At 60.8% G+C, this 20,533-nt stretch carries 18 protein-coding genes and 1 pseudogene; 10 read left to right on the top strand and 9 right to left on the bottom strand.

The genetic code is table 11. From position 1 onward, the window contains the following. Positions 1 to 83: 83 nt before the first annotated feature. Complete coding sequence (locus tag CAF70_RS03130) at positions 84 to 578, top strand: TorF family putative porin (protein WP_085622593.1); 495 nt, start codon at positions 84 to 86, stop codon at positions 576 to 578. A gap of 49 nt (positions 579 to 627) precedes the next feature. On the opposite strand, the gene CAF70_RS03125 is transcribed toward CAF70_RS03130, so the two are convergent. Further along, entirely contained in the window at positions 628 to 978 is a 351-nt protein-coding gene (locus CAF70_RS03125) for a RidA family protein (RefSeq protein WP_085622595.1), read from the bottom strand. Between the two features lie 17 nt (positions 979 to 995). After that, complete coding sequence (locus tag CAF70_RS03120) at positions 996 to 1,190, bottom strand: FAD-dependent oxidoreductase (protein ID WP_371915937.1); 195 nt, start codon at positions 1,188 to 1,190, stop codon at positions 996 to 998. Positions 1,191 to 1,536: 346 nt separating this feature from the next. Here CAF70_RS03120 and CAF70_RS03115 point away from each other — a divergent pair, with 346 nt between their 5' ends. Further along, positions 1,537 to 2,772 carry an NAD(P)/FAD-dependent oxidoreductase gene (locus CAF70_RS03115; RefSeq protein ID WP_085622599.1) on the top strand — a complete coding sequence of 412 codons (1,236 nt, stop codon included), beginning with the start codon at positions 1,537 to 1,539 and terminating at the stop codon, positions 2,770 to 2,772. Between the two features lie 147 nt (positions 2,773 to 2,919). Here the strand turns inward: CAF70_RS03115 and CAF70_RS03110 are convergent. Then, positions 2,920 to 3,416: pseudogene (locus tag CAF70_RS03110) on the bottom strand (hypothetical protein); the annotation flags it as partial. A 283-nt stretch (positions 3,417 to 3,699) separates the two neighbouring features. Between CAF70_RS03110 and CAF70_RS03105 the strand changes: the two are divergent. After that, positions 3,700 to 4,014 carry a helix-turn-helix domain-containing protein gene (locus CAF70_RS03105; protein ID WP_256573258.1) on the top strand — a complete coding sequence of 105 codons (315 nt, stop codon included), beginning with the start codon at positions 3,700 to 3,702 and terminating at the stop codon, positions 4,012 to 4,014. Here CAF70_RS03105 and CAF70_RS03100 read toward each other — a convergent pair. The 4 genes from CAF70_RS03100 to CAF70_RS27540 all read right to left on the bottom strand — a co-directional run bounded on the left by CAF70_RS03100 (position 3,962) and on the right by CAF70_RS27540 (position 7,328). Continuing rightward, positions 3,962 to 4,732 (bottom strand): SDR family NAD(P)-dependent oxidoreductase, encoded by a 771-nt coding sequence (locus tag CAF70_RS03100; RefSeq protein WP_085622603.1) that lies wholly within the window; start codon positions 4,730 to 4,732, stop codon positions 3,962 to 3,964. The genes CAF70_RS03105 and CAF70_RS03100 overlap by 53 nt on opposite strands. Before the next feature lie 26 nt (positions 4,733 to 4,758). Continuing rightward, on the bottom strand, positions 4,759 to 5,787 hold the full coding sequence (locus CAF70_RS03095; RefSeq protein ID WP_085622605.1) for a phosphotransferase: 1,029 nt from the start codon (positions 5,785 to 5,787) through the stop codon (positions 4,759 to 4,761). An 11-nt stretch (positions 5,788 to 5,798) separates the two neighbouring features. Then, positions 5,799 to 7,010, bottom strand: a complete 1,212-nt coding sequence (locus tag CAF70_RS03090) for an acyl-CoA dehydrogenase family protein (protein WP_085622607.1) — start codon at positions 7,008 to 7,010, stop codon at positions 5,799 to 5,801. A gap of 153 nt (positions 7,011 to 7,163) precedes the next feature. Beyond that, positions 7,164 to 7,328: a hypothetical protein gene (locus CAF70_RS27540; protein ID WP_158090302.1), complete on the bottom strand. Its 165-nt coding sequence runs from the start codon at positions 7,326 to 7,328 to the stop codon at positions 7,164 to 7,166. A 438-nt stretch (positions 7,329 to 7,766) separates the two neighbouring features. Here CAF70_RS27540 and CAF70_RS03085 point away from each other — a divergent pair, with 438 nt between their 5' ends. Beyond that, on the top strand, positions 7,767 to 9,545 hold the full coding sequence (locus tag CAF70_RS03085; protein ID WP_085622609.1) for an acyl-CoA dehydrogenase C-terminal domain-containing protein: 1,779 nt from the start codon (positions 7,767 to 7,769) through the stop codon (positions 9,543 to 9,545). Between the two features lie 34 nt (positions 9,546 to 9,579). On the opposite strand, the gene CAF70_RS03080 is transcribed toward CAF70_RS03085, so the two are convergent. Both CAF70_RS03080 and CAF70_RS03075 read right to left on the bottom strand, forming a co-directional pair. After that, positions 9,580 to 10,677, bottom strand: a complete 1,098-nt coding sequence (locus CAF70_RS03080; protein WP_085622611.1) for an AraC family transcriptional regulator — start codon at positions 10,675 to 10,677, stop codon at positions 9,580 to 9,582. Beyond that, positions 10,674 to 11,708, bottom strand: a complete 1,035-nt coding sequence (locus tag CAF70_RS03075; protein ID WP_085622613.1) for an AraC family transcriptional regulator — start codon at positions 11,706 to 11,708, stop codon at positions 10,674 to 10,676. The genes CAF70_RS03080 and CAF70_RS03075 overlap by 4 nt, the downstream gene beginning before the upstream one ends. Between CAF70_RS03075 and CAF70_RS03070 the strand changes: the two genes are divergently transcribed. The 6 genes from CAF70_RS03070 to CAF70_RS03045 all read left to right on the top strand — a co-directional run bounded on the left by CAF70_RS03070 (position 11,707) and on the right by CAF70_RS03045 (position 20,498). Beyond that, on the top strand, positions 11,707 to 12,075 hold the full coding sequence (locus tag CAF70_RS03070; protein WP_143491538.1) for a hypothetical protein: 369 nt from the start codon (positions 11,707 to 11,709) through the stop codon (positions 12,073 to 12,075). The two genes, CAF70_RS03075 and CAF70_RS03070, sit on opposite strands and share 2 nt — an antisense overlap. Before the next feature lie 418 nt (positions 12,076 to 12,493). Then, complete coding sequence (locus CAF70_RS03065; RefSeq protein ID WP_085622617.1) at positions 12,494 to 13,918, top strand: DUF1329 domain-containing protein; 1,425 nt, start codon at positions 12,494 to 12,496, stop codon at positions 13,916 to 13,918. 23 nt (positions 13,919 to 13,941) lie between these two features. Beyond that, entirely contained in the window at positions 13,942 to 15,588 is a 1,647-nt protein-coding gene (locus CAF70_RS03060) for a DUF1302 domain-containing protein (protein WP_371915934.1), read from the top strand. A 14-nt stretch (positions 15,589 to 15,602) separates the two neighbouring features. Beyond that, complete coding sequence (locus tag CAF70_RS03055) at positions 15,603 to 18,005, top strand: RND family transporter (RefSeq protein ID WP_085622621.1); 2,403 nt, start codon at positions 15,603 to 15,605, stop codon at positions 18,003 to 18,005. Positions 18,006 to 18,015: 10 nt separating this feature from the next. Next, positions 18,016 to 18,993, top strand: a complete 978-nt coding sequence (locus CAF70_RS03050; protein WP_085622624.1) for a YCF48-related protein — start codon at positions 18,016 to 18,018, stop codon at positions 18,991 to 18,993. Between the two features lie 170 nt (positions 18,994 to 19,163). After that, on the top strand, positions 19,164 to 20,498 hold the full coding sequence (locus CAF70_RS03045; RefSeq protein ID WP_085622626.1) for an FAD-binding oxidoreductase: 1,335 nt from the start codon (positions 19,164 to 19,166) through the stop codon (positions 20,496 to 20,498). Positions 20,499 to 20,533 lie beyond the last annotated feature (35 nt).

Here is a 20,533-nt window from a genome sequence, read left to right as displayed (position 1 = left end):
CACGAGTTCCTGTGGGAGCAGCTGCAGCCGCAAAACGCCACTCCCCCGTTACACCGTGCACAACAATAAATGGAAAGCACCGAATGACCGTACGCAGCCTAATCGCAGGTGGCCTGCTCGCCTGCGCCCCGCTGGCCCATGCCATCGACCTCAACGACGATTTCAGCCTCGAGGCTAAGGCTGGCGTTTTCAGCGATTACCGCACCCGCGGCATCTCCCAGACCCAGAACGATCCCGCCCTACAGGGCTCGTTGACCCTGGCTCATGCCAGCGGCCTATACGCAGGCGTATGGAGCTCGAACGTCGACTTCGGCTTCGGCAACAGTACGCGCCAGGAGCTGGACTACTACGCCGGCTACTTCTGGCAGATCAACGACGACGTCACCCTCGACACCTCGTACATCAAGTACGCGTACCCGCGCCAGGGCGACTTCAACTACGGCGAGTACCATGCTGAACTGCGCGCCTGGGGCGTGCTGCTGGGCGGCAACTATTCGGACAACTTCAACGGCGACCAATCGATTTTCTTCACAGGTGTTTTCACACAGCCTGGGTCGAAAACGAGTTCCGAAGCTTGAGCCTTTCGGTGGCCATCCGGGCTCGTCACAAGCCCGGCTCCACGTGACATTACTGGGGAACGGCAGCGGTAATGATCACTTCCACCAGCAGCTGCGGATCTGCCAGCTTCGCCTCGCCGCAGGCTCGCGCCGGTGCATGGCCGCTGGGCACCCAGGCATCCCATACGGTATTCATCTCGTCAAAGTCTGCCATGTCGGCCAACCAGATAATGGCCTGAAGCAGGTGCTGGCGAGTGGTGCCGGCCTCATCGAGCAGTGCATCGACCCGCGCCAGGGCTTCTCGGGTCTGTTCCGCCACCGTCTGGCCGGTCTCGCCGACTTGGCCGGCAAGATAGACGGTGTCGCGGTGGATCACGATCTGGCTCATGCGCGGGTTGATCTGTTTGCGCTGAATGGTCATGGGTCAATCTCCTTGGGTCAGAAACGGCGTGAGGAAAACGCGTCGAGCCATGCAGGCGCTGTTCCTTCGATGAGTTGGCTTACCAGTTGCCCTGTTACCCCCGCCAGTGTCAAGCCAAGGTGCTGATGACCAAAGGCGTGAATCAGGCGTGGTTCGTTCGGCGAGACGCCAATGACCGGTAGCGAGTCCGGCAGCGACGGGCGAAAGCCCAGCCAGCGCCTCGCCGAGGTAAAGATTTTCAGCGCTGCCTCGATGGATCTCGCGCATTAACGATTAGCCGTTGATCCCTTCGACAGTTCCCAAGGCTTCAATAGCTCGCTCTGTCAGTACCCGTGATACCTCGTTGCCCAGATCGTAGAGCTCGGCAGGTCTTCTACGTACCGACCAGCGTACGCGGCCAAGTTTGCGTGCGGCAGCGGAAAAAGAGCCGCCATCGAGCACGAGCAGAAAAATTGGAGGGAGTCGCTGGAAAAGATCATTGTCAGATAACCTGATGATTATCGTCTTTCTACATTCAGAAAAATGAACATTAATTAGACCATATAACAACCTCGGATCGTGGAGAGTACCGTGCGAAAACCCCTCGCCTGGCATGTCACCCATTGGCGAAACGATCCCTTCTGCCGTGGGGCATATAGCACCTTGCTACCCGGAGGGACACCGCGCCATCGCCAGGTGCTGGGTGAGTGCGTGGGTAGACGGCTGGTACTCGCCGGTGAGGCCTGTAACCCGAAAGCGCCGGCCATGGCTCACGGCGCCTGGGACGACGGACTGCGGGCCGCTGAACTGGCGCTTGCTGCCGGTGCGCGCCAGGTGATTGTGATCGGCGCCGGCTGCGCGGGCCTTGCCGCCGCGCGCCGCTTGCAGGCCGAAGGTGTCGATTGCGTCGTGCTGGAAGCGCGCGATCGTGTCGGTGGCCGTACCCACACTGTCAGTCTGGGGGAGGTCAGGGTCGATGTCGGAGCGGCCTGGCTCCAGCAGTTCAATGACAATTCCCTGGCAAAGTTGGCTCAGGATCAGGGGATGAGGCTGGTCGAAACCGATTTCAACTGTCCGCTTGCCGCCGCCAGGGAGGGTGCCGTGCCGGATATCGACGCGGCATGGCGCGCGTTACTTGGCGGTATCGACCGCAGCCTGCCGCTGGCAGAGGGGGTTGCGCGTTATCTGTCGGGGCTTGCCACCGACCAGGCGCGCGCGACCCGCTTTGCCATCGATGGCAACCTCATTCTGGAAGCCTGTCTGCCCTTGGCCGAACTGTCGGTCAATGCGCTCGACGAGGAGGGCGTCGGCAATGGGGACCGGTTCCTGCCGGAGGGCTACAGCCAATTGATCGCGCTCCTCGCCTCGGGACTAGATATCCGCCTGGACCAGCCAGTGTCCGATATCGACTGGTCCGGCAACCGCGTCCGGGTCAACGACGAGCAGGCTGATTTCTGTATCTGCACGGTACCCCTGGGCGTTCTGAAGACCCTGGTCTTCACGCCAGCGCTGCCTGCGGCTCAGCGTGAGGCGTTGGCGCATCTGGGAATGGGGCGCGTGGAAAAGGTGGTGATGCAGTTCGAGCAGCGTTGGTGGCCACGCTCGCCCTCGGGCTATCTGCGCTGGTACGACACCCCGGCAAGCTGGGGCGAGTGGCTGGATCTTACCGATGCCGTCGGTACGCCGACCGTGGCCGGTTTGATCGCCGCCGATGCGATCGAGCGCCAGTTCGATGGCCGCAGCGACGAGCAGATTGCGCTTGCCGCCTGCGAGGCATTGCAGGCTTGGGCGGCCGCAGTCGAAGTGTTGGATTAGATCGGCAGAGGGGAATGCGATTGCTGATCCCGATGTACCTATAGGCCAGAAGGATCGATCGGAGCAAACTGGCGGACTATCAGTGGCTCTGTGCAGATCGCCTTCAGGCGGCGTTGCCCGTTCGCTTACGGCATAGACGCCGCCAAATTACTTCGTCCATAGCTGTGCGGCAGCAGCCATGTCTTCGTCTTCAGCGGCAAGCACTTCTTTAAGTGGCGTCTCTCCCACTCCCATCGCTCGCTCGATCAGCAGTTTGCTTCCATTGCCCTGAAGCATCGCCTGCAGACGCCCGAACTCGTTGCACCAGATCGTCTCGATATCCTTGTCGCGCTGCGTGTCTCGATCACGGCTCAATGCCACCGCACGCACCTGCATGCGGCCGTTCTCGGCCTTGCCTCCCAGCTCCACACCATAGCCTGGCGTGGCCGACTTGCGCAGCACTATCTTGCCCGAGTCGGCCCAGGCGGTGATCATGCCTTCGCGCACTTCGTAGCCGAGTTCGGCCAGCCCCTGGAGCATGGCTTCGCGACGGGCGAGGGCGCTTGCGCTTGCACATGGGCGGCAAGAATTGCTTCGCAGCGGCTCGTCAGCTCGCTCACCATGGCTTGCGAGGTGCTGTCGTGCACTGGCTGACATGCTCGAGCAATGCCTCCTTCCCTGCGTCCAGTTGGGCGCCATCGACTAGTTGTGTCAGGGCTTGCACCACCTGCGGGGCGGTGTCAGGGCGGCTACCCAAGGCCTTGAGCAGAAGCGCTGCATTTTCCTGCATGCGGGGTTGATATCCGCGTGGCAATCGGCTCCCCGGGCACAGGTGTGAACGGCTTCCGTCGCTCACATATGGAAGCCTTGACCACCCAGAGACTGATGGGCCGTTTGGCGGGAGCCCCCGCCGTTGCCACAATCGATCAGGTGCGGATGGTGTCTCTGATGACCCAGGACGCCCGCGCGGCCAGGCAGTTCGTCTTGAGCACTCTGGGGCGGCTGGCGACGGAGCCGGCAGTGCTGCAGCACTCATTGCACGCCTTCTTGGCCAATGGCTGCAATATCACCCAGACCGCCGAAGTACTGGGTACTCACCGCAATACACTGCTGCGCCGGTTGGAGCGTGCCCAGGACCTGTTGCCGGTTCCTTTTGTCGACCACCGTATCCAGATTGCCGCTGCACTTGAGCTGTTGTTCTGGAATACGCCTATGCCAAACGAGTGTGATGGGCTCCGTCTACCGGTAGCACCACGCCATTGACGAAGGAGCCCGCCTCGCTAGCGAGCATGATCACCGGGCCAAGCAGTTCGTCCAGCTGGCCCAGGCGTCGAGATGGCATCGAGCGTATGGCAGCCTGCCCCTTTTCGCTGGCAAAAAATGCCTGGCTCATTTCAGTTTCGAACCAGCCGGGGGCAATGGCATTGACCCGGATGCCGAAGCGCATCAGGTCATTGGCAAGTGCCCGGGTCAACTGGACGACTGCGCCCTTGGACGCTGCATAAACACTGTAACCGGGCTGCACCCCGAGGCCGAGTATCGAGGCGATGTTGATGATCGCTCCCGGGCGCTTTGCCTCGGCAAGCCTACGTGCGGCCTCCTGGGATACACGCCAGATCCCCTTGAAGTTGGTGTCCAGCACCGCATCCATCGAGATTTCGTCGGTCTCCAGGAAGGGGGCAGGGGCCGCGATACCGGCATTGTTGATAATGATGTCGCACAAGCCGACCTGGGCTGCCGCAGCGTCGAACGCGGCACGTACGCTGTCACTGGAGGTCACATCCATGGCGACAGCGATGGCCTTGCCACCGCTGTTGTGGATGTCGTGCACCAGCGCCTCGATCCGGTCGAGCCGGCGAGCCGAAGCCACGATCGTGGCGCCAGCCTGCGCCAGGCCGCGGGAGAGACAATAACCGATACCGCTCGAAGCCCCGGTGACGAGAGCGACTTTGCCAGCCAGCGAAAAACGTTCATTAACCATCGTATCTTCTCCAAACAACGGAAATTTCAGTTCCCAGGGGCAATGAGGCCCAACCCCATTTGCGAGAGCGGCCGGGCCAGCTCACCCGTTTCGTGCGCCCGCGTATTGGAAGCGTTGCCTTCCAGGGCGCGTTTTTTTACACCTTGGGCGATCGCCGCAAGCCGGAAAAAACTGAATGCCAGGTAGAAGTTCCAGTTTTCGATCTTTTCCAGTCCCATGCGCGCGCAATAGTCGGCGACATAGGTATCTTCGTCTGGTATGCCCAATGCGTTGCGGTCGAGGCCGCCCAACCCTCGGATCAGGCCGTCATTCGGCATGCGCCACTGCATGCATTGATAGGCGAGGTCGGCGAAGGGATGGCCTAGAGTGGACAGTTCCCAGTCGACTACCGCGAGGATGCGCGGCTCGGTAGGGTGGAACAGGAAGTTGTCCAGGCGATAGTCGCCATGGACCAGGCTGACGCGTCCGTCGTCTGGTGGCAGCAGCCCCGGTAGCCGCTCGATGAGCTGGTTCATGGCAGGGTTGATATCGGTTTCGCTGGCTTGGTATTGCTGGGTCCAGCGCACGAGTTGCCGCTCGAAATAGTTACCCGCTCGACCATAATCGCCGAGGCCGATGGCTTCGACGTCCAGGCGGTGCATAGCTGCGAGTACGCGGTTCATTTCGTCGTAGTAGGCAGCGCGCTGGGCTTGCTCGATCTCGGGCAATGCAGGGTCCCAGAAAATCCGCCCCTCCACGAAGGACATGAGGTAGAAGTCGCTGCCGATGATGCTGGCATCCTCGCAGAGGTGGTACGGGTGGGCTACCGGAACCTCGGTGTTGCGCAGGGCTTGCATGACGCGAAACTCACGGTCGATCGCGTGAGCGGACTTCAGCAGTGCGCCCCGTGGTTTGCTGCGTAACACGTAATCGGTCCCGCCAGCGCGTAGCCGGTATGTCGGGTTCGACTGCCCGCCAGCGAACTTTTCCAATGCAACGGGGCCGTTGAAACCGGGCAGAACGGCTTCCAGATAGGCGCCCAGGCGCTCGCTGTCGAGGTTTTCAATGTGGGTCATGTAGTCGTTCCTCAAGCTGTGTAGCGTTTGATCACCGCTTTGCCCAGTGAGGCCATGTGCACCTGATCGGGGCCATCGGCCAGGCGAATGGCCCGGGCATTGGCAAAGGCGCGCGGCAGGAAGCTGTCCTGGCACAGACCCAGTGCGCCGTGGGCCTGGATGGCGCGGTCAATGACCTGCTGCGCCATGGTCGGGGCAACGATCTTGATCATCGCGATGAGATCGCGCGCGTCCTTGTAGCTGGTGCGGTCCATCTTGTCGGCTGCCTTCAAGGTCAACAGGCGTGCCTGCTCGATATCGCACAGCGAGCGAGCGATGTCCTCGCGTATCGAACCTTGTTCAGAGAGCTTCTTGCCGAACGCTACCCGGTGCTCGACCCGGGCGCACATCAACTCCAATGCACGTTGAGCGGATCCGATCAGGCGCATGCAATGATGAATCCGGCCTGGACCCAGCCGGCTTTGCGCAATTTCGAAGCCTTGCCCTTCGTCGCCGATCCGGTTGCCAACCGGAACGCGTACATTCTCGAAGAGAATTTCGGCATGCCCGTGCGGGGCATCATCGTCACCGAACACGCGCAGGGGGCGCAGTAGCTTGAGGCCGGGGGTATCCATCGGCACGATGACTTGCGTCTGCTGGTAATGCGTCGGGGCATCGGGATCGGTCTTGCCCATCACGATCAGGAATGCACAACGGGGATCGGGTGCGCCGGTGGTCCACCATTTGTGACCGTTGATCACGTACTCATCACCGTCCCGTTCGATGCGGCATTTGATGTTGGTGGCATCGGAGGATGCAACCGCTGGTTCCGTCATGGCGAACGCTGAACGGATTTCACCGTTGAGCAGCGGCAGCAGCCACTGGTGTTTCTGCGCTTCGCTGCCATAGCGGGCCAGCAGTTCCATGTTGCCAGTATCCGGCGCATTGCAGTTGAACACTTCCGGGCCGATGAACGAGCGGCCCATGACCTCGGCCAGCGGCGCATATTCCAGGTTGGTAAGGCCCGAGCCGTAGTCGTCGAACTTCGCCAGAAACAGGTTCCACAGGCCTTCGCTGCGCGCACGCGCCTTGAGTTGCTCTATCACCGGAGGAATGACCCAACGGTTGTCGGAGCGCTCGATGAAGTCGTGGTATTCGTGCTCGGCCGGGTATACGTGATCTTCCATGAAACGCTCAAGCCGCCCGAGAAGGTCTCGAACTTTAGGGCTGTATTCAAAGTGCATGCTGTATTCCTCGATAGGACGCGGGGGCGTGTTGCGTTGACGGGGGTTTGAAGCGGGCAGGGTTCATGCGGCAGTGCATTACCGACCGCAAAGCCCCTGGCTTTGACGACTGGAAGTCGTGCTTGTCGGATGAAGGATGTGGGCAAATCAGCATTAGATTGCCAATGCATCGCGCAGGGGGTTGAGGATGTCCGCGAAACTGGACATCAGGTAGACAGGCCAAGGGTAAAGGGGGCTGGTCTGCACGATTTGCTCTGCCGCATACAACGTGCCTGTGAGCAAAAGCGTGACCGTGCCGATGAACGCAATTCGGCGCATGAATCTCTCCGAGTCCAGCGATTGGCTGGTTGCCGGTTTTTGTTGTAGGTGCTTCGAAGTCTAAAGGCTCCGCGCGGCAGAGACTTAACAGATCACGCCAGAAAATGTGCAATTCATGAATTAGCGTTCGAGGTGTTGAGGCACCGTGGGGCTTTCTGGTTATCGATTTGACTGTGTGATGCGCACCTGCATCTCGGCACGCATTGCCGTTCTCAGGCAGGCGCCGACGGCTTTCTACACGTCAGGGCGGTGAGCCTGCACACCAATGGGGCAGCGACAGCACAGCCGAAAGGGCATTGCCAACGAGCAATTCCACGAATTAGCATAACGATGGTTTTCTTTAATTGTCGCCCGTTCCAGCAATAGCAGTAATCCGGTTGCCCTGTGTGCACTTCGCTCCCGGGATGCGCATCACCCAACTCATTTTCGAGAAATGCCATGTCTGATTACCAAGCACCCCTGCGGGATATGCAATTCATCCTCAATGAAGTATTCGAGGCCAGTAAACTGTGGGGCCAGTTTCCTGCTCTGCACGACTTTATCGACTCGGAAACAGCCGAGGCGATCCTGAACGAGGCAGGCAAGCTCGCAGCCGAGGTACTGGCACCGCTGAATCGTCCCGGTGATGAGCAAGGTTGCCAGTGGCAAGACGGGCGGGTAACGACACCTCAAGGGTTTGTGGAAGCCTACAGGGCCTTTTCCGAGGGCGGGTGGGGCGGGGTCGCCGGCGATGCCAGCCATGGCGGGATGGGGATGCCGAAGATGCTCTCGACACTGGTCGATGAAATCGTCAATGCGGCCAACCTGTCATTTGGTCTGTACCCCATGCTCACCGCTGGCGCGTGCATGGCAATCAATGCGCATGCGAGCGAAACGCTAAAGGGCCAGTATCTATCGAGGATGTACAGCGGTCAGTGGACAGGCACCATGTGCCTGACCGAACCGCATGCCGGAACTGACCTGGGCATCATCCGTACTCGTGCCGAGCCGCAAGCGGATGGCAGCTACGCGATAAGCGGCACCAAGATCTTCATCACCGGCGGTGAGCACGACCTGACCGAAAATATCGTGCTCCTGGTATTGGCTCGGCTGCCTGACGCCCCTGCCGGTCCCAAGGGTATCTCGCTGTTCCTGGTACCCAAGGTGTTGAGCAATGACGACGGCACATTGGCCGAAAAGAACAGCCTGAGTTGCGGATCCCTTGAACACAAGATGGGCATAAAGGCGTCAGCGACCTGTGTGATGAACTTCGATGGTGCCCTGGGGTGGTTGGTCGGCGAGCCGAACAAAGGCCTGGCTGCAATGTTCACCATGATGAACTACGAACGGCTCGGAGTGGGCGTCCAAGGGTTGGCTACCGGCGAGCGTTCTTATCAGAGTGCGATCAGCTATGCCCGTGAGCGTGTCCAGGGACGGGCATCGAGTGGACCTGCCGATGGGCAGCAGATTGCCGATCCGATTATCGTCCACGCCGATGTACGCCGCATGCTGCTTACCATGAAGGCCTTGAACGAAGGCGGGCGTGCATTTTCCAGCTATGTCGCCATGCAACTGGACACGTCCAGGTACAGCGAAGACGCCGAGGCGCGCAAGCGTGCAGAAGAACTCGTCGCTTTGCTGACGCCGGTCGCCAAGGCATTCCTGACCGACATGGGGTTGGAAGCCACGTTGCACGGCCAGCAGGTGTTTGGCGGGCATGGTTATATTCGCGAGTGGGGCCAGGAACAATTGGTACGTGACTGCCGTATCACCCAGATCTATGAGGGTACGAATGGCATTCAGGCGCTGGATCTGCTCGGCCGCAAGGTCCTGGGAACGGGTGGTGCCTCCGCGAAAACCTTGATCGACGAGGTGCTGGGTTTCATCCATTCGGCGCCACCAGCACTGGCCGAATTTACCGCACCATTGAAGGCTGCGGTCCTCAATCTTGAGGAATTGACGGCCTGGATCCTGGACCGCGCCAAGGGCGATCCCAACGAAGTGGGTGCTGCCTCGGTCGAGTATCTGCATGTCTTCGGCTACACCGTCTACGCCTATATGTGGGCGCGAATGGCTCATGCGGCGCTGCCCAAGGCAGGTCGAGACGACTTCTACGCCAGCAAGCTGGGTACCGCGCGCTTTTACTTCGCCCGCCTGCTACCTCGGATCCATTCATTGATAGCCTCCGTGAAAGCCGGGAGTGAATCGCTGTATCTGCTGGACAGTTCGCAGTTTTGAGCCATGTGCCTGGCAACATTGTTGCCAGGCAGCATTACTCGGCAAGGCCGTTGTAGTTTTTTCGACCTCGGAGCAGGCGCGGTTGCCTGGCCAGCCCGGTTTTTCGTTGCCATTGGAGCGGGGTGAGGCCAAACCAGCGATGAAAGGCGCGGCTGAAGCCGCTCGAGTCTGCATATCCCAGAAGCTTCGCCAGCCTGCTCATGCTGATGGCAGGATCCTGCAGGTAGTGCTGGGCTGATTCCTGGCGCACTTCGTCCAGAAGCTGCTGGAATGACGTGCCCTCGGCGAAGAGTTGGCGTTGCAGCGACCGTGGATTCACGACCATCCAGCTGGCGGCCTTGTCCACTGTCGCACGGCCGCTGGGAAGCAGGTGGCGAAGCAGTTGCTTGATGGATCCAGGGAGTGCCGCGCTGGACAACCGCTCCATCCGGCCTATGTGCGTTTCCAGCAGCTGGTGCAACGTTGTGTCCTTGGCGTTCAGTGGCAGCGACAGGGCATCCCGTGGAAAGACCAGGCCTGTAAACGCCGAGGAAAACATCGCAGGTGAGCCAAGGATGCTCCTGTAGTCCAGCTCGCTGCCAAGTGGCGCGTGGGAGAAGGCCACATGATCAGGTTGCCATTCGTCACCGATCATTGCGCGCAACAGCTTCAGGGCCACGGCGCACATCAGCTCTGCGGCATGGAACTGCCCGGGGCCGTACTGCCGAGGCGTTGAAAACTCAAGGCAGACCTGATCGCGTGCAGGTATGAGCTGCATGCTGACCGCACCATTGAAGACTGCATAGTTGTCCTTGAGCTCCAGCAGTGCTTCGCCTACCGATTGGGTGCTGCCGACCAGATAGAGCATGTCACCGAATACTGCCAGCCCTTGGTGCATCCCGAACCGCAAACCGAACAGCGGCAGCTCGGCGTGTTGTGCGCACAAATCCAGCAACCCGCAGTAGCGCTGGTAGGCAAGGATCCGCTGGGGGAATTGTTCCACGTCCACAGGCAAAGCCATCAGCCGGAGCATCGCCGTTGGCCTGAGCCCTTCATTGCTGGCGAATTCGGTAAATTTGCTGAGCGCCAGCGCACGGATGAACGAGCCAGTGGTCGTGCTGCGCTCGCTGGCCGCGGCGGATACCGCTTTCATGGCGGCGAAACCTCGTGGGTTTCCGGTGCTGCCAGTAGCCCATTGCGATGATGTTGCCGCCATTTCTGCGGGCTGATGCCGTTCCAGCGTGTAAATGCGCGGGAAAAGGCACCCAGGCTGGTGTAGCCAAGCAACGCGGAAAGCTGTGTCAGGTTCAAGGTGGAATCACAGAGATAACGCTTGGCCATGGCCTGCCGGGTATCGTCCAGTAAAGCCTGGAAGTGGGTACCCTCGGCTTGCAGGTAGCGCTGCAGAGTGCGCGGGCTGAGCGCAAGCTGCCCGGCTATGTGTTCAACACTGGCTTGCCCATCGCAAAGGCCGTGCCGCATTAGCCGTTGTACATGGGCGGGTAGCTCGCGCAGGGTGAGGTACGCAAGCTCGTCATAATGGTTTTTCATCAACACCTGCAGGCCAGCATCACGCTCACCGAGTGAATGGGTCAGCAGAGCGTGATTGAATACCCAGGCATTGACCGCACTGTCGAAGCGCGGAGTGATGTCCAGCAAGCTACGGTATGTGTTCAGACGGGCGCCGGCAGCGTGGCGAAGCAGAAGCTCCTGGGGTTTCCAGGCCCGCCCCAAGAGGCTCTCCATGATCTTGGTGCCGAGCGCCATGGCAAGCTCGACGGTCTGCCGGGTGACTGACACGTTTGCGTCTATCACATCATAGAGCAGCCAGGCCTGGTTACCCCGTTGCTCAAGTCTGAGCTCTGCGCCATTGCTGTGGGTAGGGAAATAGCGGATCAAAGCTTGCAACGCATCGCCGACCGTATGAGCGCTGCTTATCACATAGTGCAGCGTGCCCAGCGCTGAAAGCCCTTGCTGCAAGCCAAGCTGCAGGCCGAACAGCGCATTGCCGGACCTGCGCGACGCTAGCTCCAGGAGTGCGGCAAAGCGCTCGCCACTGAGCGGCAGGTCGGTTCGGCCTTCCATTACGCCTGCCTCTTCGAGCAGTGTGCGGGCATCCAGGCCCTGGCGGGTCGAAAACTCGTCGAAACCGAGCAGGGCGATGTCGAGGACGAAAGAAGTCATGTCGAAGGTTCTGGTCTGGCAGTGCGCATGCAGTGGCCGGGGTGTGATGAGTCATCGTAACAGCTGTCCACCACTCTGGAACATGGCTTTCCAGGGTGTCATGAAAAGCCTGTTTAGTGGCGCGATATGTGAAGCATTCGAGCATGCTGGCCGTCAGACTCGGAGAGGACGCACCAACAAAAACAAACTCTGCTGCGGCGAAGCGCCGATTACGGAGATCGTCATGACTAGAATGCTTATTGTCATTGTGTTCGTTGTGCTGGGTGCAGGCAGTGTCTACCTGTCGACCGTGCGCGCCAATGCGAGCCCAGGCATTACCCCTCACGTTCATCCCGTTGCCGGCATCGGCGATGTCTTTCGGCATTAGGGCAACAGGTTCGTTCAACGTTGCCTTGACCAAAGCCTGTCTACGTACTTCAGCGTCCATTGCGTGCATCCGCTGTTCTTCTTTTCTCGATAACGCTGCCTGCCCCGGCTCGGACTCGCCCTGGGGCAGCGGGCGAAATCATCCTCCTTTGATTTAAAGTAACAAATGTTCCGTAATTGCACATCTCGCCGTTCTGCATGCTGCAAAGAAGGGCATTTGAGTCGCCAGGTAGCACATATCAGTTGTTATAAAAATTGTAATATATTGAAAATTAACATAAAAAAATATTGGCAAGTAAATTGCTTTTTTACCCTTGCGTGGTCGTCATCTGACCATGCCTTCGAAACAAACCCAGCCGTCAGTCCTGCCTCGAACGAGGCACGCCGAACGGTCGCCAAGAGCTCGTGAGGAACCTCGCATGAAAGATGTGAATCAGCGCCTTGATGTTGGAACTTCCATTGCCTGCAGAGGGAGGTCATTGGCACTGGCGCTTGCGGCGCTGGCCGCCTGTGGCGCAGTGCAGGCTGCGCAGAACGATGCTTCGCAATTGGGAACGAAACTGACGCCCCTGGGCGCTGAAGTCGCTGCCAGCGCCGATGGCGTGATTCCCGCCTGGGCGCCACCTGGCAAGCAGGACACAGGCTGGAGTCATGGGCAGGTGCGTGGGCAGTCCTGGAAGTTCAAGGACGACAAGCCGCTCTATAGCATTACCGCAGCAAACGTAGCGCAGTACGCCAAGCAGCTTTCTCCAGGCCAGTTGGAGCTGTTCAAGAAAATTCCCGACTACCGCATGGATGTCTATCCGACCCGACGCACCTGCGGTGCACCGGACTTCGTCGTCGACAATACGCGCAAGAATGTCGGTTTCGCCACGCTCGACGCCGACGGGGTTGCGCTGCAGGACGCTCATGTTCCAGGTATTCCGTTCCCCATGCCGACCACCGGCGCCGAGGTCATGTGGAACATGAAGATGCGCTACCGCGGCGTAGGCTTCGACATGGCCAAGACGGTGTCCGGCATTTCACCGCGTCCCGGCGGCGGGAGCTGGTTGCAGACCTCGACCGACTGGTTCATGTACACGCCGTGGGGGCAGAAGGGCAGTGCGCTGTTCTCCTCGTTCGACCGACTCGAGGTCGCTACCTACTTCTCCTACAACGAGCCGGCTGCACTGGCTGGCCAGGCCGGGGTGGTCACGACCAAGGCCGGCGAGCAGGCGAGCACCTTCTACTACTTCCCTGGCCAGCGCCGGGTGCGTCGCATGCCGTCCTATTCCTATGACTCGCCGCAGATCGGCCTGGACAACCAGTACACCATCGACGAGTCGAACATTTTCTTCGGCCCGATGGACCGCTTCGACTGGAAGCTGGTCGGCAAGCAGGAGCTTCTGGTGCCCTACAACTCGTTCGGTGCTTATGACTCATCCGCCCGTATCGAGGATGTTGCGCAGCAGAACGCCTTTGCGCCGCAGTATCGTCGCTATGAGCTGCACCGGGTCTGGGTCGTTGAGGCGACCGTACGCCAGGGCATGCGCCACCAGGCACCCAAGCGTGTGTTCTACATCGACGAGGACAGCTGGAACGGTCTGGTTGCGGTCGACTACGACAAGCAGGGGCAGATCTGGAAAGTTCGCGAGGGCTACCCCATCCCTGTCTACGAGACCGGCACCTGCGATATGGAAGCCCAGGTCCAGTACAACCTGGTCGACGGCCGCTACCTCTACGACATGACCTCCATCGGCGTTGGCAAGAAAGATCATCGCTGGCTCACCGAGGATGCTGGCAACCCACGTCTGAAGCGTGACTTCTACACCTCGGACAATCTGCGTGCCATCAGCGAACGTTGAACTTTCCCACTTCGAGCGCCGACATGAAAACAACAATCACAAAAGCTTCAGGCCTTGCTATTGCGTGCATGACTCCCCTGGCAATGGGGTTCACCTTCGAGACCGAGTCCATCAGGGGCTCGTTCGATTCAACGATTTCCTACGGTATGGGTATCCGCACCGAGTCCCAGGGTTGCAATCTGATCAACCAGGGCACCAGCGGGCATCATCCACCCAGCGGCTGCCTGGCACAGACCTCCGGTATCGGCGACCAGGGCGACCTCAACTACGACAAGGGTGACCTGTTTACCCATTACCTCAAAGGCACCCATGAACTGCTGCTGAAAATGCCGGAAGACTTTACCTTCATGGCTCGCGGCAGCTGGATCCGGGATTTCGCAGCCACCGATACCAGCGGCGCTCTGTCGTTCTACACCCCTGATGGCGTTGGCAAGGACGGGCTGACCAGCGCCGCCCGCGATGACTTGGAATTCAAGGCGCGCCTGCTCGACCTTTGGGTGAGCAAGGGCTTCGATATCGGCGAGCAGCGGGTTCGCGCCCGCCTGGGTAACCAGGTGATCAACTGGGGTGAGAGCCTGTTCGTGCTCGGCGGTATCAACAACACCAACGCCTACGACATCCAGGCGCTCTCGCGCCCGGGCGTGCAATTGAAGGAAGCGGTGCTTCCGGCACCGATGCTGAGCCTGGCATCGGGCCTCGGTAGCGGGGTCAACATCGAGGCCTATTACCAGTTCGCCTGGAACAAGAGCGAGGTGCCACCGGTTGGCAGCTACTGGTCCTACACCTCGGCGCTGGGCAGCGGGATGAAGACCTACGGGTTCGATGACAAGGACGCCCGCGACAGCGGGCAATGGGGCCTTTCGCTACGCTGGCAGCCCCAGGACAGCGACCTGAACGTCGGCTTGTACGTGATGCGCTACCACGACAAGCTGCCATCACTGACGATGCGTCTGCTGGACCCGGACACCTTCGCCGTGGCGCAGAAGTGGGAGTATCCGGAAGACCGCATGCTCTACGGCATCAGCGCGAACATGCCGATCGGCGACTGGGCGGTGGGTACCGAGCTGTCCTACCGGCCCAAGGATGCGGTGCCGCTCAACCCGGTGCTGGATTTATGCAGCAACAATCGCGGCAAGTGCTGGAAGGACGAGAAGAAGTTCCAGTGGCACCTCACCGGGCTTTACAGCATGACGCCGTCCAACTCGCCCACACTGCTCGATTTCACCGGCGCCAGCACCGGCACATTGCTGACCGAGCTGGTGGTCATCAAGTACCCGGGGCTGCACCGCAGCTATGACGGTGAAATCATCGCCGCCGGTGGCAATACCTGGCAGCTGGACCCTGCGACGGCGCCGAAGGCTCACGGTGACAAGACCTCATCCGGAATCAACCTGGACTTCAGCCTCACCTACGACGGCACCTTGCTTCCAGGCTGGCAGGTGACGCCAGGGGTCTTCTATTCGCGTTCCCTCGGGGGGCGGACTCCCAACCTCTCGGCGACATTCACCGAAGACGCCAGCAGCATGAACCTTTACCTCAACTTCGTGCGTAACCCGGCCAGTTGGCAGGTGTCGTTCAACTACGCCAAGTTCATGGGCGGCGATACCCCGTATGACCAGTTGTTCCGTGATCGCGATTACGTAGGTGTCGTCGTTTCGCGCACCTTGTGAGGCCTGCTGTGAACATGTCTATTCAAATCAAGGAAACACAATCGCGCGGCCCGTTGGCATGCACCGAGGCCTGGCTGTTCGGGCACCGCGGCTGGGTGCTGGCAATACTCGCGCTGTTTACCCTGGGTATGGCCTGGTTCGCCGTGCAACTGCGCATGGACGCCGGGTTCGAGAAGCAGTTGCCGATTGGCCATGAGTACGTCGAGACATTCAAGCAATACCGCGGCGACCTGCTTGGCGCGAACCGCTTGACCATCGTGGTCAAGGCGCGCAACGGCAGCATATGGAGCGAAGCGGGCCTGCGGCGGTTGGCCGATGTTACTCAGGCAGTCACGTTCCTGCCCAGCGTTTCGCGCAGCAGTGTGCGCTCCCTCTGGACGCCGAACGCCTTCGTCAACGAAATCACGGAGGAGGGCTTTCGTGCCGATCCGTTGGTGCCGGGAACTGTGACCCCCGAGCGGCTGGATGCCACCATCATCGGGCGCATCGCTGATTCCACCGCTCAGGGCGGGTATATCGGTACCCTGGTTTCCAGGGACCAGACCAGTGCGATGATTACTGCCGAGCTCAACGAATACGATGTCAATGGGGAGCGCCTGGACTATGTGGCCTATAACCGTGTGCTGGAGCAACAATTACGACAGCCGTTCGAGGATGCCGACTTCGAGATCCAGCTGATCGGTTTCGCCAAGCAGATTGGCGATATAGCCGACGGCGCGGCGGCGGTGCTGGAGTTCTGCTTGCTGGCCTTGTTGCTGACGGCGGCCGCGGTGTACTGGTACTGCCACTCGCTGCGCTTCACGCTGCTGGCGCTAGGCTGCTCGTTGACCTCGCTGGTCTGGCAGTTCGGTAGCTTGCGCCTGCTGGGCTATGGCCTCGATCCGCTGGCGGTGCTGGTGCCGTTCCTGGTCTTTGCCATTGGCGTTTCCCATGGTGTACAGCAGATCAACTACATCGTCCGCGAGATCGCCGATGGCAAGCCCGCCGCACAGGCTGCCCGCTCCAGCTTCCGCGGGTTGCTGATACCGGGCACCTTGGCGCTGGTTACCGCCCTCGTGTCCTTCGTCACCCTGCTGTTGATCCCGATCCCCATGGTCCGTGAACTGGCGATCACCGCCTCGCTCGGCGTCGCCTACAAGATCGTCACCAACCTGGTGATGCTGCCGTTGGTGGCTTCGATGCTGAAGGTCGATGCACGTTACGCCGCTGCCGAGGAAGTGTCGCGCCAACGGCGGTCGCGCTGGCTGGAAGGCCTGGCGAGGTTGGCGCAGTGGCGCAACGCCTGCTGGGTGCTGGTGGTTGCCGTGGCCGTATTCGTCATGGCTGTGTGGCAAAGCCATGATCGCGTGGTCGGCTCGCTTCAGGCAGGGGCGCCGGAGTTGCGGGAGGACTCACGCTTCAATCGCGATGCAGTGGCCATTGCCAGCAATTATGACATCGGCCTCGACTGGCTGAGCGTGGTCTTCGAGGTACGGCCAGGGCCGGATGGCAGCGCCAACGCTTGCGAGGATGTTGCGTTGGGGCAGTACCAGGACCGCTTCGTCTGGGCCATGGAGGGGGTACCCGGGGTGCTCTCGGTGGCGTCGTTCTCATCGGCGATGCGCCAGTTCAACGAGGGCTACAACGAGGGCAACCCGAAGATGAGCGCGGTGCCCATCGACCCGATGAACTATTCGTCTCTGGCCGCCGAGGTGGGACGCCTGCCTGGCCTGATGCGCACCGATTGCAGCATGACCGCGGTGCACCTGTACCTGGCTGATCACAAGGCCACCACCATCTCCCGGGTGATCGATGCAGTGAAGACTTTCCGTACGACCTACCCACAGGACGGTATCGCCGTGCGCCTGGCGTCAGGCAATGCCGGGGTGATCGCGGCGATCAACGAGGAGGTCGAGAAGAGTGAAACGCCAATGCTGCTCTATGTCTATGCCGCGATCGCCTTGTTGGTGTTCATCGTCTACCGCGACCTCAGGGCAGTGCTGGTGTGCTGTTTGCCGCTGACCCTCGGCACCTTCATCGGTTACTGGTTCATGAAGGAGCTGCAGATCGGCCTGACCATCGCCACCCTGCCGGTGATGGTTCTGGCGGTGGGCATCGGTGTCGACTACGCGTTCTATATCTACAACCGCATCCAGTTGCACCAGGCCCACGGCCAGCCCATCGCCACCGCAGTGGCCTGTGCCCTGCGCGAAGTCGGGATCGCGACCATCTTCACTGCGCTTACGCTCGCGGTCGGCGTGGCTACCTGGTCGTTTTCCGAGCTCAAGTTCCAGGCTGACATGGGCAAGCTGCTGGCCTTCATGTTCATGGTCAACATGGTCATGGCCATGACGGTGCTGCCAGCGTTCGCCGTCTGGCTGGAACGGGTGTTCCCACGCAAGCGCCCGGTGCGCATGGTCGGCGCGCTGACCCATTGAGGAGAATGACATGCACTACCTGAAACGGGTCATGGGCATCGCCCTGTTAGCGGCCATGCCAATGGCCGCGCCTTGGGCCGCGGAGCTGGAAGCGGTGCCGGTGGCACCTGCCAGCAATGCCGCGCACGCCATGATGCTGGGCGCGGGCCAAGCGGGGGAGCGGGTGGTGGCCGTCGGAGACCATGGCATCGTGTTGCTTTCCGACGACCATGGGCGCAGCTACCGGCAGGCTCACGGCGTACCCTTGTCGAGCACGTTGACCAGTGTCAGCTTCGTCGATGCCAGCAACGGCTGGGCCGTTGGCCACTGGGGCGCGATCCTGGCCAGCGGTGATGGCGGAGAAACCTGGGCGGTGCAGCGCATCGACAGCGATGTCGACCGCCCGCTGTTCGCCGTGCACTTCTTCGATCGCCAGCAGGGCGTGGCGGTAGGGCTGTGGTCGTTGATACTGACAACCGACGACGGTGGGGTCACCTGGACCGAACGCACCTTGCAACCCCAGCCTGGAGCCAGTCGCGCCGACCTCAACCTGTTGAGCCTGTTCAGTGACGGGCAGGGGGCAGTCTATGCCACCGCAGAGCGTGGCAAGTTGCTGCGTTCGGATGACCGAGGCAAGACCTGGCGTTACCTGGACACCGGCTACCAGGGCTCGCTGTGGAGTGGTGCCGTGCTGCCGGATGGCCGTCTGCTGGTAGGCGGGCAACGCGGTACCTTGTTGCGCGGCACATCGGACGCAAGTGCATGGCAGCGCATACCTCTGACCAGCCGTAGCTCGATTACCGCCATACAGGCAGAGGGCAAGCACGTACTGGTGGCAGGTCTTGATGGCCTGCTGGTGAACAGCCAGGACGGCGGCGCCAGCTTCGACGAGACGCGCAGTGGCGACGGCGTCTCGCTGACTGCTGCGCTGCTACAGGGTGACGGCCAGCCGTTACTGTTTTCCCGCCATGGCGTGAGCGAACCGCCTTCAGGTCGAAACCCTCGCTGACCCGCTCGGCCGCACCGTCTTCAAGTGGTGCGGCCGGGCTTATTCAAGCCTGCGAATAGCGTTCCATATTTGATGACGAATACGTGTAAAAAACAACATAACAGCTGTTGCGTTAAATAGGGCGCAGCAGTAGAGTCTGACCAAACAACAACAGATTTCGGAGGCAAACCATGTCCGAGCTCAGCAGCAACGTTGACAAGTTCCGCCTTCTCGGCGGATGGGTCGAACAACCAGACGATCTGCAGCCGGAGCTCGAGGATGACATCAATGCCGATGTGATCATCGTGGGCGCGGGGTTCGCCGGGCTGTCCACTGCCCTGGAGCTCACCGCGCTCGGTGCCAGCGTGGTGGTGCTCGAACAGGCTTTTGCAGGCTTCGGCGCCAGTGGTCGCAATGCTGGCTATCTTGCCGGCAGCATGGGCGTCGAGTTCGAACTGTTTCACAAGCGGCTCGGCGCGGACCAAGCCAGCAAGGTCGTGTCCTTCTACGATGAAGGCGTGGCTTACGTGGAACGACGGCTGGGTGAGCTGGCCATCGATTGCGATTACCTGCCCAGCGGTGTCATCCGTGCCGTCATCCATCCCTCGCAGGAAAAGAGACTGCGTCACAGCATGGCGCTGGGCCAGCAGCTGGGTTCGGTCACACGGTTTGTGGATCGCGATGAAATGCGTGCTCGCGGTATCCCGCCTGCGTTCCTTTTCGGTTGCATCCAGCACGGTGGCACGCTCGACCCCGGCAAGTACGTCATGGGTTTGCGCCGGGCAGCATTGCAGGCTGGTGTTCGCTTGTTCGAGCAGACCAAGCTGCTGTCTTACAGTGACGGCCCAACCATTACCTGCCGAACCGAGAAAGGTTCGGCAAGCGCGCCTGTCATGGTCCTGGCCACCAATGCCTACACGCCGCAACTGGGGTTGCTGCGCGACAAGGTCACGCCACTGCGGGTGTCGGCCATCGAGACGCAGCCGCTGTCCGTTACGCAACTGCAGTCCTTGGGTTGGCAGGGCCGGGAGGGCATCGTGACCCCCCACTGGACCATGGAGAGCCACCGCCTGACCGCACGCAACACCCTCCTGATAACCACCAAGCAACTGGGTTACGCCTATGGCTCGCAGACCCCGAACGAGCCGGACCGGACGGCGTACGCCGCGTTGCGGCAAGCCCTGGACGACCGTTTCCCTTCATTGCGCGACGTGGCGATCGACAGGTGCTGGAGCGGCTATATAAGCCTTGCTTACGACGCCTTGCCGGTGGTGGGCGAAACCGGGCCGCACAGCAATATCTACTACACGGCTGGTTGCTCGGGACATGGCGTTGGCACCCAATCGCTGATCGGCTTCCTGCTGGCGGAACGTATCGGCGGCATCGAGCAGCCTTTGCTCACGGCACTGCGCCACAAGACCCCCTCGACGCTTCCCGAACCTTTGCAGTGGTGCGCGGTGAAGGCCGCCCTGGCAGGTGTAAACCTGCTCGACAACGCCCTCAATCGACGGGCACGAGCGTCGTAACTGCGATCAGGCGCTGGCCGCTCGCGGCGCGGCGC

The organism is Pseudomonas sp. B19(2017), from assembly GCF_002113165.1.
Classification (GTDB): Bacteria; Pseudomonadota; Gammaproteobacteria; order Pseudomonadales; family Pseudomonadaceae; genus Aquipseudomonas.
This window is presented reverse-complemented; position numbering and strand designations above follow the sequence as displayed.